The 14577-nt window shown below is 73.1% G+C and carries 13 protein-coding genes; 9 read left to right on the top strand and 4 right to left on the bottom strand.

Annotation, left to right across the window (positions count from 1 at the left end; genetic code table 11):
* Window positions 1-31 precede the first annotated feature (31 nt).
* Genes truA through MRBLML1_RS00590 form a run of 3 tightly spaced genes read left to right on the top strand, consistent with a single transcriptional unit; the run spans window position 32 to window position 2163 of the window.
* Window positions 32-871: a tRNA pseudouridine(38-40) synthase TruA gene (truA, locus tag MRBLML1_RS00600; RefSeq protein ID WP_364509921.1), complete on the top strand. Its 840-nt coding sequence runs from the start codon at window positions 32-34 to the stop codon at window positions 869-871.
* Window positions 868-1479 carry a class I SAM-dependent methyltransferase gene (locus tag MRBLML1_RS00595; RefSeq protein WP_364509920.1) on the top strand — a complete coding sequence of 204 codons (612 nt, stop codon included), beginning with the start codon at window positions 868-870 and terminating at the stop codon, window positions 1477-1479. Before truA ends, MRBLML1_RS00595 begins: the two co-directional genes overlap by 4 nt.
* Before the next feature lie 9 nt (window positions 1480-1488).
* Window positions 1489-2163 carry an SIMPL domain-containing protein gene (locus tag MRBLML1_RS00590; RefSeq protein ID WP_364509918.1) on the top strand — a complete coding sequence of 225 codons (675 nt, stop codon included), beginning with the start codon at window positions 1489-1491 and terminating at the stop codon, window positions 2161-2163.
* Between the two features lie 3 nt (window positions 2164-2166).
* Here the strand turns inward: MRBLML1_RS00590 and MRBLML1_RS00585 are convergent, their stop codons facing one another.
* Window positions 2167-2841 (bottom strand): maleylpyruvate isomerase N-terminal domain-containing protein, encoded by a 675-nt coding sequence (locus MRBLML1_RS00585; protein ID WP_364509916.1) that lies wholly within the window; start codon window positions 2839-2841, stop codon window positions 2167-2169.
* Between the two features lie 68 nt (window positions 2842-2909).
* Here MRBLML1_RS00585 and MRBLML1_RS00580 point away from each other — a divergent pair, with 68 nt between their 5' ends.
* From MRBLML1_RS00580 to MRBLML1_RS00570, 3 genes are all read left to right on the top strand, one after another.
* Entirely contained in the window at window positions 2910-4628 is a 1719-nt protein-coding gene (locus MRBLML1_RS00580; RefSeq protein WP_364509914.1) for an ABC-F family ATP-binding cassette domain-containing protein, read from the top strand.
* On the top strand, window positions 4625-5653 hold the full coding sequence (locus MRBLML1_RS00575; RefSeq protein ID WP_364509912.1) for a GNAT family N-acetyltransferase: 1029 nt from the start codon (window positions 4625-4627) through the stop codon (window positions 5651-5653). Before MRBLML1_RS00580 ends, MRBLML1_RS00575 begins: the two co-directional genes overlap by 4 nt.
* A 70-nt stretch (window positions 5654-5723) precedes the next feature.
* Window positions 5724-5903 (top strand): DUF5302 domain-containing protein, encoded by a 180-nt coding sequence (locus MRBLML1_RS00570; protein WP_364509911.1) that lies wholly within the window; start codon window positions 5724-5726, stop codon window positions 5901-5903.
* Between the two features lies 1 nt (window position 5904).
* Here MRBLML1_RS00570 and MRBLML1_RS00565 read toward each other — a convergent pair whose 3' ends face one another.
* Together MRBLML1_RS00565 and MRBLML1_RS00560 are read right to left on the bottom strand one after the other, a co-directional pair.
* Window positions 5905-7122, bottom strand: a complete 1218-nt coding sequence (locus MRBLML1_RS00565) for a S1C family serine protease (protein WP_364509910.1) — start codon at window positions 7120-7122, stop codon at window positions 5905-5907.
* A 65-nt stretch (window positions 7123-7187) separates the two neighbouring features.
* Window positions 7188-9776, bottom strand: a complete 2589-nt coding sequence (locus tag MRBLML1_RS00560) for a tetratricopeptide repeat protein (protein WP_364509908.1) — start codon at window positions 9774-9776, stop codon at window positions 7188-7190.
* A 188-nt stretch (window positions 9777-9964) separates the two neighbouring features.
* Between MRBLML1_RS00560 and MRBLML1_RS00555 the strand changes: the two genes are divergently transcribed.
* From MRBLML1_RS00555 to MRBLML1_RS00545, 3 genes are read left to right on the top strand one after another with little or no spacing between them, the layout of a single operon-like run.
* Entirely contained in the window at window positions 9965-10795 is an 831-nt protein-coding gene (locus MRBLML1_RS00555) for an ABC transporter permease (protein ID WP_364509907.1), read from the top strand.
* A 4-nt stretch (window positions 10796-10799) separates the two neighbouring features.
* A complete protein-coding gene (locus MRBLML1_RS00550) occupies window positions 10800-11846 on the top strand; it encodes an ABC transporter substrate-binding protein (protein ID WP_364509905.1) in 1047 nt (348 codons plus the stop codon).
* Between the two features lie 7 nt (window positions 11847-11853).
* On the top strand, window positions 11854-12618 hold the full coding sequence (locus MRBLML1_RS00545) for an ABC transporter ATP-binding protein (RefSeq protein WP_364509903.1): 765 nt from the start codon (window positions 11854-11856) through the stop codon (window positions 12616-12618).
* Window positions 12619-12856: 238 nt separating this feature from the next.
* Here the strand turns inward: MRBLML1_RS00545 and MRBLML1_RS00540 are convergent, their stop codons facing one another.
* Window positions 12857-14488, bottom strand: coding sequence for a long-chain-fatty-acid--CoA ligase (locus MRBLML1_RS00540; protein ID WP_364509902.1), 1632 nt, complete (start codon window positions 14486-14488; stop codon window positions 12857-12859).
* Window positions 14489-14577 lie beyond the last annotated feature (89 nt).

Here is a 14577-nt window from a genome sequence, read left to right as displayed (position 1 = left end):
CCCTCCGACGCAATGCTCCTAGGCTGCTCGGGTGCGCCTGCGGATCGACCTCGCCTACGACGGCGGAGACTTCCGTGGCTGGGCGGCCCAGCCGGGCCTGCGCACGGTCCAGGGCGAGCTGACGACCGCGCTGACGACCGTGCTGCGGCTGCCCGAGGAGGCGCAGGTGACCTGCGCCGGGCGCACCGACTCCGGCGTGCACGCACGCGGCCAGGTGGTCCACGTCGACGTCGACCCGGAGGTCTCCAAGACCGCCGCCCGCCAGGTGACCCAGCTCGAGGTGCTGGCCCGGCGGCTCAACGGCTTCCTGCCCCGCGACGTGCGGGTACGACGCGTCACCGAGGCCCCCGCAGGCTTCGACGCCCGCTTCGCCGCGCTCTGGCGGCGCTACGCCTACCGGATCGTCGACGACCCCGCGCGGGTCGACCCGCTGACCCGCAACCACGTGCTGTCCTGGCCACGCGCCCTCGACGTCGCCGCGATGGACCAGGCCGCCGGCACGCTCGTCGGGCTGCACGACTTCGCGGCGTTCTGCAAGAAGCGGGAGGGCGCGACCACGATCCGCACCCTGCTCGACTTCGGCTGGACCCGCGCCGAGGACGGCATGCTGGTGGGGCACGTCCGCGCCGACGCCTTCTGCCACTCGATGGTGCGGGCCCTGGTGGGCTGCATGATCGCGGTCGGCGAGGGCCGCAAGGAGGCCGGCTGGGCGGCCGAGATCCTCACCGGCCTCCGGCGCGACCCGAACGTCGTGGTGGTGCCGGCGCACGGGCTGACCCTGGAGGAGGTCGCCTACCCCGAGGACGCCGCGCTGGCGGCCCGGGTGGAGCTGACCTCGGCGCGTCGTAGCGGCACGGAGGTCGAGGGATGAGCGAGGAGCACTACTTCTCCGCCGACCCGTCGGTCGCCTTCCAGCGCGCGCCGGTCGAGGCCGAGGTGTGGGGACACCCGATGAGCCTCGTCAGCGGGTCCGGGGTGTTCGCCCAGGGCCGGCTCGACATCGGTACGTCGGTGCTCTTCCGGGAGACCCCGCCGCCGTCGGGCGGGCGGATCCTCGACCTCGGCTGCGGGTACGGCGTGATCGGGCTCGCCTGCGCGCTCGCCGCCCCGGAGGCGGTGGTGACCGCCGTGGACGTCAACCAGCGCGCCGTGCTCCTCGCCAACGAGAACGCCGCCGCGCTGGGACTGGGCGACCGCTTCCGGGCGCTCGGGCCGGACGAGGTCGCATCGGACGCGACGTTCGACGAGATCTGGTCGAACCCGCCGATCCGGATCGGCAAGGCCGCGCTCCACGAGCTGCTGCTGACCTGGCTGCCACGGCTGACGCCCGGGGGTCGTGCGGTGATGGTCGTCGGGAAGAACCTCGGCGCCGACTCGCTCCAGCGCTGGCTGGGGGAGCAGGGCTTCCCGACCGAGCGGCTCGCCAGCGCCAAGGGCTTCCGCGTGCTCCAGACGCGTCGTCCGGGGGAGCCTGCCTAGAGTGGCCGCATGGCCACCGAGTTCACCGTGCGCGGGTCCTACAGCGCCTTCCAGCGCCCCGAGCGCGGCACCGTGCACGTCAAGCTGTCGTTCGAGGGTCCCCAGCCCAAGCCGGTCTACGACCGCGTCGTCGCCGACCTGGAGACCGTGCAGACCTCGGTGAAGGCGTTGCACGACCCGAGCCAGGGTCCGGTCACCTGGTGGTCGACGACGCACGTGCGCACCTGGGCGCAGCGCCCGTGGAACCAGGACGGCAAGCAGCTCCCGCTCGTCCACCACGCGAGCGTCGGCGTCGAGGTGAAGTTCCGCGACTTCGTCGCGCTCGGCCGCTGGGTCAGCCAGCACGTCTCCTCGACCCGGGGGTTCTCCGTCGACGGGGTCGTGTGGGCGCTCACCGAGAGCAACCGCCAGGACCTCGAGCGCTCCGTGCGCACCCGGGCGGTGCAGGACGCCGCGCGCCGCGCGCAGGAGTACGCCGAGGCGCTCGGCCTCGGCCCGGTCCGCCCGGTCGCGATCGCCGACGCCGGCATGCTCGGCGAGGGCCTGCACCCCGCCGGCGGTGGCGGTGGCGCGCCCTTCGCGCGGATGGCCGCGGCCAAGGACTCCGGCGGCGCCGAGCTGGAGCTCTCGCCCGAGGACATCGAGGTCAGCTCGCAGGTCGACGCGCGCTTCGTCGTCGGCTGAGGCTCAGGGCGTCACCGTCGCCGCGCCCAGCAGGTCCGCCGCCGGGCCGGTCGCGGGCACCCGGCCCCACAGCGTGAGCAGCAGCTCGCGGGCGGTGCCCTCCAGCACCACCTCCGGCGCCACCACGTCGTTGGCCAGCATCGTCTCCCGGCCGGTGTCGCTCGCCCGCAGCCGCAACGGCGCCGTCAGGGACGGGCTCCGCCCGATGCGCACCTGGCGCGGGTAGAACAACGTCGCCACCTCCTCGACGCCGTCCCAGGCCAGCTCGGCCGCCGGCTGCCAGGAGTCGGTGGCCTGCTGGGCGGCGAGGGCGTCGTACAGGTGGAGGGTGACCTCGTGCACCTGGCGGCGCCGCCAGAACCCGGCCACCTTGTCGGTGCCGAAGGTCCACGCCGGCGCGTCCGGGTCGGTCCCGCGGAGCACGTCGAGCAGGTCGGCAGCGGCCGTGCGGTAGCCCGCGACCAGCGCCGTGCGCTCGGTGCCGGGCGCGGGGGAGTCGCCGTCCGGCGTACCGGCGGTGACGGCGTGGCTCGCCCAGGCGTGGGTCCAGCGCAGGTGCTCGCCGAGCTCGGCAAGGCTCCACCCGGGGCAGGTCGGGACCGGCGCGGCCAGGTCGCCGGTCTCCAGCACCTCGGCGAAGCGGCCGGTGGTGTCCTCCAGCAGGTCGATCCACTCCATGGGCGCATCCTCGCAGCCCCGCGTAATCGACTCGCCTCGGCGGCCGAGTCACGGGACAATCGACGATCGTGGGTCATGTCGAGGTCGCCGGTGTCCGTTACGAGCTGCCCGACGGGCGGGTCCTGCTGGACGACGTCTCGTTCCGGGTCGGTGAGGGCGCCAAGGTCGCGCTCGTCGGCGCCAACGGCGCGGGCAAGACCACGCTGTTCCGGATCATCACCGGTGAGCTGGCCCCGCACGCCGGCACCGTGGTGCGCTCGGGCGGGCTGGGGATCATGAGCCAGATGGTCGACCGCGGGGTCTCGGCGGGCTCGACCAGCGAGGGGCCCCCGACGGTCGCCGACCTGCTGCTCGCGCTGGCGCCGGCCCGGGTGCGCGCCGCGGCGGCCGAGGTGGACCGCTGGGAGCTCGCGCTCATGGACACCGACGACGAGGCCACGCAGCTCGCCTACGCGGGCGCCCTGGCCGAGTACGCCGACGCGGGCGGCTACGACGTCGAGGTGACCTGGGACGTGTGCACCGTCAAGGCGCTGGCGGTGCCCTACGACCGGGCCAAGTACCGCGAGCTGTCGACGTTGAGCGGGGGTGAGCAGAAGCGGGTGGTGCTGGAGTACCTGCTCGCCGGTCCCGAGGAGGTGCTGCTGCTCGACGAGCCGGACAACTTCCTCGACGTGCCGGGGAAGGTCTGGCTGGAGCAGCGGATCGCCGCCTCGGACAAGACGATCCTGTTCATCAGCCACGACCGGGAGCTGCTCGCCAACTGCGCGACCCACGTGGTGACCGTCGAGCTCGGGGCGGGTGGCGGCGGCAACAGCGCGTGGACGCACGCGGGCGGCTTCACGTCGTACCACGAGGCGAGGAAGGACCGCTTCGCCCGCTTCGCCGAGCTGCGCCGGCGCTGGGACGAGGAGCAGGCCAAGCTCAAGGCGCTGGTGCTGCGGCTGAAGATCAAGGCGGAGTACAACGACGGCATGTCCTCGCAGTACCGCGCCGCGCAGACCCGGCTGCGCAAGTTCGAGGAGGCCGGGCCGCCGACCGAGCAGCCGCGCGAGCAGCAGGTGACGATGCGCCTGTCCGGCGCCCGCACCGGCAAGCGTGCGGTGGTCTGCGAGGACCTGGAGCTGACCGGGCTGATGAAGGCCTTCGACCTCGAGGTCTGGTACGGCGACCGGCTGGCCGTGCTCGGCTCCAACGGCTCGGGCAAGTCCCACTTCCTGCGGCTGCTGGCCGCTGGGGGGAGCGACCCGGACGTGGAGCACCGCCCGGTGGGCGAGGCGGAGATCGCCCCGGTCGCGCACACCGGCCGGGCCCGGCTCGGCGCGCGGGTGCGCCCGGGCTGGTTCGTGCAGACCCACGAGCACCCCGAGCTCGTCGGGCGCACCCTGCTGGAGATCCTGCACCGCGGCGACGGCGACCCGAACGGGCGCAAGGGGATGGGCCGCGAGCAGGCGGCGCGCGTGCTCGACCGCTACGAGCTGGCGGCCAGCTCCGAGCAGGCCTTCGAGTCGCTCTCCGGCGGGCAGCAGGCCCGCTTCCAGATCCTGCTGCTGGAGCTGTCGGGGGCGACCCTGCTGCTGCTCGACGAGCCGACCGACAACCTCGACGTCCAGTCGGCCGAGGCGCTGGAGGAGGGGCTGGCCGCGTTCGACGGCACGGTGGTGGCGGTGACCCACGACCGGTGGTTCGCGCGCGGCTTCGACCGGTTCTGCGTCTTCGGTGCCGACGGCTCGGTCTACGAGTCCGACGCGCCGGTCTGGGACGAGGGACGGGTGGCGCGGGCGCGATGAGCGTCGAGCTGGTCGAGGTCACGGCCGCAGACGCCGTGGCGGTGCGGGAGTGGGCGGCCGTCAGCGCGGCGTCGCAGGCCCACGAGGTCGGCGACGCCGCGACCCCCTGGGCTGCCGAGGAGCTGCTCGCCCTGCTCCGGCACCCGCCGGTCAAGCGTCGCGAGCGGCTCTGGGTGGCCCGCGAGGCCGGTGTCGCGGTCGGCACCGCCTGGCTGTCAGTGCCGTTGATGGACAACCTGGACGCGGCCGAGGTCGACCTCCACGTCCGTCCGGACCGGCGCCGGCGCGGCATCGGCTCGCTGCTGCTGGACCACCTGGAGGCGGTCGCCGCGGCCGAGGGCCGGGTGCGGCTCGACGCCGAGGCGCAGTGGCCCGAGGCCGGCTCGCCGCAGGGTGCAGGCGTGGTGGGCGTGGACTTCCTGCGCGCCCGCGGCTACACCTTCGGCATCGGCGACGTGCAGCGCTCGGCGGCGCTGCCGCTCGACGACGACGTGCTGGCGGCGCTGGCCGCCGACGCCGCGCCGCACCACCGCGACTACCGGATCGAGTCGTGGGCGGGCCGGGTGCCCGACGCGCTGGTCGAGGGGTGGCTCGCCGTCGCGAGCACGTTGATGACCGAGGCGCCCACCGGCGCGATGGAGCGCGAGGCCGAGGCGGTCGACGTCGCCGGCCACCGTGACGACGAGGCCCTGCTCGCGGCCCAGGGACGGGTCCCGTGGTGCACGGTCGCGCTCGACCGCACCGGCGAGGTGGTCGCCTACACCCAGCTCGTCGTGCCGTCGTACGACGACCGGTCGGTCTTCCAGTGGGGCACCCTCGTGCGGCGCGACCACCGCGGCCACCGGCTGGGCACCGCCGTGAAGGTCGCCAACCACCGCGCGCTGCAGGCGGGGGCCGACGTGAGCGGTCGCCGCGTGGTGACCTGGAACGCCGAGGAGAACGGCCCGATGATCGCGATCAACGAGCTGCTCGGGTTCGTCCCCACCGCGCGGCTCGCGGAGATGCAGAAGCGGCTCGACCGCTAAATCGCTTGGTTCCGGCGCCCGCGGGTGCCACGGTGGAGGGGTTCATCACCGCGAGGGAAGGACCGCCCCCATGGCTGACTCGGCCAACGACGATCTCAAGGCCAAGATGCGCGAGGCCCTGGACCGCAAGAACCGCAAGGAGAAGGGCGTCCACGAGGACGGGCCGGTGCCGGAGAAGGCGCACGGCTCCGAGGTGGTCGGTGGTGCTCCGAAGATGCACCGCCGCAAGGCCGGGGGCGGCGGCTCCTGAGTCAGTCCGAGCCGAGCTTGAGCTCGGTGCTGTCCTGCTTGCTGCCGCGCAGGTAGGTCACCTTCACGGTCTCGCCGGGCCGGTAGGCGCGCACGGTCGCGATCAGTGCCTCGGTGTCGTCGATGCGGTGGTCGTCGATCGCCGTGATCACGTCGCCGCTCTCCAGCCCCGCGCCGGCCGCGGCCGAGCCCTTCTCGAGCTCGGCGATGCGGGCGCCGGCGAGCGTGGTGTCGCTGGAGCCCGCCGTACCGGTGACGTCGCGGACCTGGATGCCCAGCCGCGCGTGCGTGGGGGTCTCGCCCGAGCGGAGCTGCTCGATGATCGGCAGCACCTCGTCGATCGGGATCGCGAAGCCGAGGCCGATCGAGCCGGACTCCGCGCCGGCGCCCGAGCCCGAGCCGGTGGAACGGATCGAGGCGTTGATGCCGACGAGCTGGCCGTCCATGTTGACCAGCGGCCCGCCGCTGTTGCCGGGGTTGATGGCGGCGTCGGTCTGGATGGCGGGGTACGCCGTGACGTTGCCCTGCTGGTCGCGGGCCACCTCGACCGGGCGGTTCAGCGCGCTCACGATGCCGCTGGTGACCGTGGCGTCGAGGCCGAACGGCGACCCGATCGCGACGACCTGCTCGCCGACGTCGAGGTTGTCGGACTTGCCGATGGTGACCGGCGTCAGGTTGTCGGTCTTCTCGACCTTGACCAGCGCGGTGTCGGTCAGCGGGTCGACGCCGACCACGGTCGCCCGGGTCCTGGTCCCGTCGCTGAAGGAGGCCGTCACCTCGGCCTGCTTGGCGTCGATCTGCCCGCCGAGGGTGACCACGTGGTCGTTGGTGAGGATCGTCCCGTCGGCGTCGAGCACCACGCCCGAGCCGCTGCCGGACGCACCGCCGCCGCTCACGTCGAGCGCGACGACGGAGGGCAGCACCTTCGTCGCCACCGACTCCACGCTGCCCGTCGCCGCCGGCTTGTCGCCGTTGTCAGCGACCTGCAGGGGCGCCGACGAGCTGCCGCCGGAGCCGTTGGTGTCGCCGTCGACCGCGTCGTAGAACGCCGCGCCGCCGATCCCGGCACCGCCCCCGACGAGCAGCGCGCCGGTCAGCACCAGGGCCGCGAAGCCCGCACGACGCGGCCGCGCCGGCTGCGGCGGCCCGGAGGGGAAGTACGACGGTGCCGGTGGGGTCGGCGGCGGCGAGGACGGCGCCGGGGGCAGGGCCTGGGTCATGTCCTCCATCGTGGGAGGCGCGACTGTGAAGCCCCTGAGACCGGGTTGAGGGTTCGCTCAGACCTTCAGTCGAGGTCCAGCTCGGTGCGGGCCCAGGCCCGCTCCCGCTGGAGCAGGCCGTCGTACCCCTCGGCGGTGGCGAGGTCGCGCAGCAGGTCCAGCGCGTCCGGCACGGTGAGGGTGGGGAAGGCGTCGGCGTCGAGGGTGGTGTAGTCGCGGACCGGGAAGTCGCGCACCACGAAGCCGGGCGTGCCGCCGGCGATGCCCTCCAGCAGGGCGGTCGTGCCGACGGAGACCGAGACGAAGACCTGGTTGGGCAGGTCGAGGCGGCGGCCGTGGATGTAGACCGGCTGCCAGGCGGCCGTGCGCCCGACCGTGCGGAACAGCCAGTGCTCGGTGTCGCCCGCGGGCCCCCGCGGCTTGAAGTAGATGTCGATCGGCTGCTGGCGCTGCAGCTCCTCGAAGCCGGCGAACAGGTCGCGATAGCTCTGCGCGTGCCGGTCGAGGTCGATCCAGGGGGTGCGGCCCATGGTGGCCATGCCGCCGAAGATCACCACCGACAGCGGGGCGTCCGCGACGAACGGGCGGGCCGGCCCGGGGGTGATCACCGAGGCCGGGACGTGGCGCACGACGTGCTCGGGGAACTGCTCGCGCCACATCTCCACGCCGGTCGCGGTGACCGCCTCGACCTCGTCGAAGGTGTCGGCGCGCCGGGCCTGCAGGTGCACCGGGTTGCTGGAGTGGGGGTGCAGCACGACCCGCCCACCGGCGCGTCGTACGGCGTCGCCGACGATGACGCCCTCCGGGAGGAGGTAGTCGGCCACGTGCGCCTCGCGGATCCCGCGCCGGGCGACGTCCTTGTGGGCCGTCCAGGCCATGTGCTCCAGGAACGGCGCGGTCGCGCGGTGCAGCCAGGCCGCCCAGCCGTCGCCGAGCGGCTCGCTCTGCTCCAGCACGGCGTCCAGGGGCGCGGCCGCCGCGGACAGCGAGTCGGTGCCGGGCAGCACCGCGATCCGGGTCAGCGGGAACTCGAAGGTCGGCAGCTGGTAGCCCTTCGGGTGCAGCGGGGCGTGCGCCGCGACGACCTGGGTCCGGGAGGCGCGGCGGTCGTAGGCGAGCTCGCCGACGACCATGCCGGACTCGTAGACCGTCGCGCCCGGGTGCTGCGCGACGAGCAGCGGGAACGAGCGGATGCCGGCCGGCACCAGCGCGACGTCGGCGCCCGGTTCGCCCGGCGCGGGCGGGCGCGGCTCGAGCCGGGTGCCCTTCTGCGCCATCCGCCAGCGCGACTGGAAGGCGACGGTCTGCGCCTCCTCCTCGATCGGCTCGCGCTCGTAGAAGCACAGGAAGGCGTTGACCTTGCGCTCGAGCAGCGCGAAGTAGAGGTAGTAGAGGCTGAACGCCGCCGCGGAGGGGTCGACGAGGTAGTTGACCATCATCGAGGGGATCTCGATGACCACCGGCGCATCGGTCGAGGCGGCGGCCAGGTCGTCGGCCAGGCGCTCCATCGGGCGCAGCTGGCTGGCCTCGTGGTACATGCTCAGGAAGATCGCGTCGGAGAGGGTCGAGGCCGGCAGGTGCGGCTCGACGGCGTACTGCTCGCCGTAGCGGTCGGACCACTCGCGTGCCGCGTCGACCAGCGGGTCGCGGCCCAGCGCGGCGTCCGGCCAGCCGTCGGCGGCCTCCAGCCGCTCGACGAAGCGGTCGAGGCAGCTCTGGTTGAGGTAGCGGGTCGAGCGCAGCGCGGTCTCCACGCTGGACCCGGCCGGGACCCGGAGCACCCGCAGCGGGCCGAGGCCGTCCCAGGCCGCGGGCAGCGGGGGGAGCGCGTCGAGGGTCGCCGCGTGCTCGGGGTCGATCGTGGTGGGCAGCTCCTCGCGGGTGATGGAGCGCAGGGCGGTGAGCCGGTGCCGGACGGCGAGCAGGTCGTCGCTGGCGTCCTGGGGCATCACCTCGACCAGGCCGGCGAGCAGGGCGATCGCGTCGTGGGCGAGACCGGCGTCGTCGAGGACCTGCGCGACGGCGCGGTAGAACGCCGGCGTGAACGGTCGCTGGTGCGGGAGGCCGCGCCGGGTCAGCGACAACGCGACCTCGTGCCACGCGGCCTCGAACCAGTCGCTGGTGGAGGGACGGCGGGGGAAGCGCAGCCCGGGGAAGGCGGCGTGGCGCTCGTCGAAGTAGGCGGCCCAGAGGTCGGTCGCCGCGTCCCACTGGGCGGAGGCCATCGCGATCTCGGCCCGCTGGCGGATGATCGCGGGATGCGCCTGGCGCACCTCGGGGACCCGGTCGAGGACGCCTCGGGCGCCGTCGAGGTCGCCGACCATCCGGTTGGACGCGACCGCCTGGGCCCAGTGCTGCCCGCTGAGGTCGGGTCCGCGCAGGGCGATCAGGTCCTCCCACACGGAGCGGGCCTGCTCCCAGTGGCCGCGGGCGGCGAGCAGCTGGGCCCGGGAGACGTGGAGACGGATGGCCTGGGGGCGCTCGGCGAGGGCGGCGTCGAGGACGGCGAGCGCCTCGTCCCACTCGCGGTGGTCGCGCAGGTCCTTGACCTTCGCGACGGTGTCGGCGACCGGCGTCGGCTCGATCGTCGGCCGGATCCGCGCACGTGCCTTCCTGGCGACGCGGCGCACCAGCTCCCGTGGCCTGCTCGCCATGCCTGTGCTCCCCCTTTGTCGTGCCTCCGCGATCGTGGACCGGACCACCGTATCCGTTGGTGACCGGGCCGCCCGAACCCTGCCGGGGAGTGTCGAGCCCCGGCGACCCGCCGGTCCCGGATCCGACAAACCGGCCGGGCGTGGACCAAGTGAACAATGTCGCGTGAAACACTGTACATTGCCGCCTCGTGCCCTTCCCCCGATCCCAGGTCCCCGGACCCCGCCGCTGGATCGGCCTCGTCGCGAGCCTGGTCGTGCTGCTCGTGGTCTGGTCGGTCGTCGCCGGCGCGGACCTCGTCGAGCCGCACTACCTGACGCCGAGCCCGCGCGAGGTGTGGGACGCCTTCGTCCGGGCCAACAGCTATCACCCGATCGGCGACGGCGTGGACCGCGTCGTACGCGGCGAGGAGCACTACTTCCTGTGGGAGCACCTGGTGGTGAGCCTGCGCCGGATCGGGCTGGGCCTGCTGCTCGGCGTCGTGGTCGGCGTACCGCTGGGGCTGCTGATGGGCACCGTGCGCTGGGTCGGCGACCTCGCCGGGCCGTACGTCGACTTCCTCCGCTCGCTGCCGCCGCTGGCCTACATCGGCTTCCTGGTCGCCTGGTTCGGCATCTACGACACCTCGAAGGTCTGGCTGCTCGTGCTGGCTGCCTTCCCGCCGATCACGCTGGCCACCGTCAACGGCGTGCGCGGCGTGCGGGAGGACCAGCTCAACGCCGCCCGCAGCCTCGGCGCCTCCGGCCTGCAGCTGACCACCCAGGTCATCCTCCCCGCGACGCTGCCGGACATCCTGTCCGGCCTGCGCGTCGCCGTCGGCTTCGCGTGGACCACCGTCGTGGCCGCGGAGCTCGTCAACGGACTGCCGGGCATCGGAGGCCTGGCCTACCTCTCGGGAACGCAGAACAAGATCGCGCTGTCGGTCGCCTGCATCCTCGTCATCGGCCTCACCGCGATCGCCCTTGACGCCGTCATCCGCACCATCGAGAAGCTCGTCGTCCCGTGGCGAGGAAAGGCCTGATCCCATGAAGCTCTCCCGTTGGACCGCCGGCGCCCTGCTGGCCGCCGTCGCCCTCCCGCTCTCCTCCTGCAGCCTCGGCGAGGACGAGCAGGCCAGCGCCGGCGACTGCCCCTGGAAGGCCGACGACTCGGTCACCGGGACCGTGCGCATCGGCTACCAGAAGATCCCCAACGGCGACGTCGTCGTCAAGGACCAGAAGATCCTCGAGAACTGCCTGCCGAAGGCGACGATCGAGTGGAACAACTTCGCCTCCGGCGGCGACGTCGTCCAGGCGTTCGGCGCCGGCAGCATCGACATCGGCCTGGCCGGCTCCTCGCCGTCGACCAAGGCGCTCTCGGCCCCGCTCAGCCTGCCCGTGAAGGTGATCTGGATCCACGACGTCATCGGCGAGGCCGAGTCGCTCGTCGTCCGCGACGGCGTCGCCACCGACATCGAGGGCCTGAAGGGCAAGACCATCGCCACGCCCTTCGGCTCCACCGCGCACTACTCCCTGCTCCAGGCCATCGCCGACGCCGGCGAGGACCCGGCCGACTACAAGCTGATCAACAGCGAGCCCGAGCAGATCGCGCCGGCCTGGGCCATGGGCGACATCGACGCGGCCTGGGTCTGGGACCCGACCCTGTCCGAGCTGGAGAAGCAGGGCGGCACCGTCATCCTGTCGAGCAAGGACACCGCCGAGGCCGGCAAGCCGACCTACGACCTCGGCCTGGCCTCGACGGCGTACGTCGAGAAGAATCCCGCCGTCCTCGAGGCCTGGGCCAAGGCCCAGGACCACGCCGTGCAGCAGATCCTCGACGACCCCGACAAGGCCGCCGAGAGCGTCGCCGTCGAGGTGGGCGTGAGCACCGAGGAGGCCAAGAAGCAGTTCGCCGGGCTCACCTACCTGCGCGCCGCCGACCAGGCCGGCACGGACTGGCTGGGCAAGAAGCTCGGCACCGACCTGCTGGCCACGGCCCAGTTCCTGCTCGCCCAGGACGGCATCTCGGCGGTGGCGCCGGCCGCGACGTACCGCGACGGGGTCGACGCGACCGTCGCCGGCTCGGTGGGGTGAGCGCTCGATGAGCAAGGACATCGCCGTCGCGGGGCTGGAGCACGTGTTCCGGTCCCGCGGCGGCGACGTCGCCGCCCTCGGCCGGATCGACCTCGACATCGCGCCCGGTGAGCTGGTCACCCTCGCCGGGCCGTCGGGCTGCGGCAAGACCACCTTCCTGCGGATGATCGCCGGCTTCGTCCAGCCCTCGGCCGGTGCGATCACCGTCGGTGGCAGGCCGGTCACCCGGCCCGGCGTGGACCGTGGCGTGGTGTTCCAGCAGCCGACGCTCTACCCGTGGCTCGACGTACGCCGCAACGTCGCGCTCGGGCCCAAGCTGCGCGGGATCGGCAAGGCCGAGCGGCTCGCGACGGCCGAGCGCTACCTGTCGCTGGTGGGCCTGTCCGACGCGGCGGACCGCCGGCCCTACGAGCTCTCCGGCGGGATGCAGCAGCGCGCCCAGATCGCCCGGGTGCTCGCCGGCGACCCCGAGGTCGTGCTGATGGACGAGCCGTACGGCGCCCTGGACGCCCTCACCCGCGAACGGCTCCAGAACGAGCTGCTCACGCTGTGGCGGGAGACCGGCAAGACCATCCTGTTCATCACGCACAGCGTCGACGAGGCGGTCTTCCTCGGCTCCCGGGTGCTGGTGATGAGCCCGCGCCCGGGCCGGATCGTGCTCGACGAGCAGGTGCCCTTCTCCTCCGACGCCTCGCTCGCCCCGGACCAGGTGCGGGCGCTGCCGGAGTTCGCCGCGACCGCCGCCCGGGTGCGGGCGGCGATCGCGCACTGATCCGCTTGTAACTACGTGTTGTGGCCTCTACCAGGGTGGTAGACCACCCGGGTAGATGCCACAACGCCCTGGTAGTTGTGCCGCACGCGCTGCGCGGCAGCGGCGCGCGCGGGTGGGAAGCACCCGGGGTCGCGTAGGAGCTCGACTCGTCGCGGCCCGACCACTACCCGGGTGTTGTGGCCTCTACCAGGGTGGTAGACCACCCTGGTAGAGGCATGAACACGTAGTTACAAGGGCGCTAGACCTGCCGGGCGGCGTCGTCCCAGTAGGGCTTGCGCAGCTCGCGCTTGAGGATCTTGCCGGTGGGGTTGCGGGGGAGGGCGGTGATGATGTCCACCGACTTCGGCGCCTTGAAGTGGGCCAGCCGCTCGCGGGTCCACTCGATCAGCTCGGTCTCGGAGGCGTCGGAGCCCTCCTTCAGCGCGACGACGGCCTTGACGGACTCACCCCACCGCTCGTCCGGTACGCCGATGACGGCCACCTCCAGCACCCCCGGGTGCTCGGAGAGGACCCGCTCGACCTCGGGGGAGTACACGTTCTCGCCGCCGGTGATGATCATGTCCTTGAGTCGGTCGGAGACGAAGACGTAGCCGCCCTCGTCGACGTGGCCCATGTCGCCGGTGCGGAACCAGCCGTCCTCGGTGACCACCTCGGCGGTCGCCTCGGGCAAGTTGTGAAAGCCCTTCATCAGCTGCGGGGTCTTCAGCCAGATCTCACCGTGCTCGCCGACGCCCACGTCCGCGAGCGTGGCCGGGTCGACGATGCGCACCTCGACCTCGGGGATCGGCTTGCCGGCGGAGACCAGTCGCTCCGGGTGGCCGTCGGCCTCGGCGGTGCGGTGGTCCTCGGGCATCAGGTGGGTCGCGACGCCGGCGACCTCGGTCAGGCCGTAGACCTGGATGAAGTCGGTGTCGGGCCAGGCCTCCATGGCGGCCCGCAGCAGTGGCGGCGGCATCGGCGCGGCGCCGTAGGTGTAGGTCTTGAGCAGGCCGAAGAGCTTGACCGCGTCCGGGCCGGCCTGGAGCACCTGGGCGAGCACGGCCGGGACCAGGAAGGTGCGGTTGGCGCCGGCGAGGATCGCGCCGGCGAGCGAGCCGGCGTCCGGCTCGCGGGTCATCACGCTCGGCACGCCGTCGTGGATCCCCATCAGGACGTACGACGAGCCGCCCACGTGGAAGAGCGGCATGGCCACCATCGACTTGTCGCCGGGCTCGAAGACCCAGCCGTCGTGGGAGTTGACGGTGTGCTTGACCATGTTGCGGTGGGTCAGCATGACCCCCTTGGGCCGCCCGGTGGTGCCGGAGGAGTACATGACGAGGCAGACGTCGTCCTCGAGCACGTCGGGGCCGTCGGCGCACGCGGTGGAGGCGGCGAGGAACTGCTCGTACTCGTCGTCCGCGCCGCCGTCCGGGGTGACCTCGATGATCTTCTCGACGTTCGGCAGCCGGTCCCGGATCGCCTCGATGGTGGGCATCAGCTCGCGGCCGACGAAGAGCACCTTCGCGCCGGAGTCGTTGACGGCGTAGTCGATCTCGTCACCGGCCGAGCGCCAGTTGATGATCGCGTTCGCGGCGCCGATCGAGCCGGCGGCGAGGCTGATCTCCACGCAGGCCGGGTGGTTCTTGTCGAGGAAGGAGACGACGTCGCCGCGCGCGATGCCGAGGTCACGAAGTCCGCCGGCGGCGCGGTGGACCCGCTCGTGCCACTCGCGCCAGGTCCAGGTGCGCCCGAGGTAGGTCATCGCCTCCGCGTCGGGGGTGGCCTCCGCCCAGTAGTTCAGCCGGTCGTCGACGTACGTCGGCTCCGGCGGGTTGGCGGGCGGCCAGGCCCGGTGCTGGTCGGGGGCGGGGGACTCCGTCGTCGCGCTCACGCGCCCGATTGTGGCTCACATCACAAGGGCGCACAACGGACCCGGCGCGGTGGCGACACCGCGCGTTCACCTGGAGTCGGTTGGATGGA

Origin of the sequence: Nocardioides sp. LML1-1-1.1 (assembly GCF_040676175.1) — a bacterium.
Classification (GTDB): domain Bacteria; phylum Actinomycetota; class Actinomycetes; order Propionibacteriales; family Nocardioidaceae; genus Nocardioides.
Note: the sequence above shows the minus strand (reverse complement) of the source record. Positions and strands in the feature narration are given on the sequence as shown.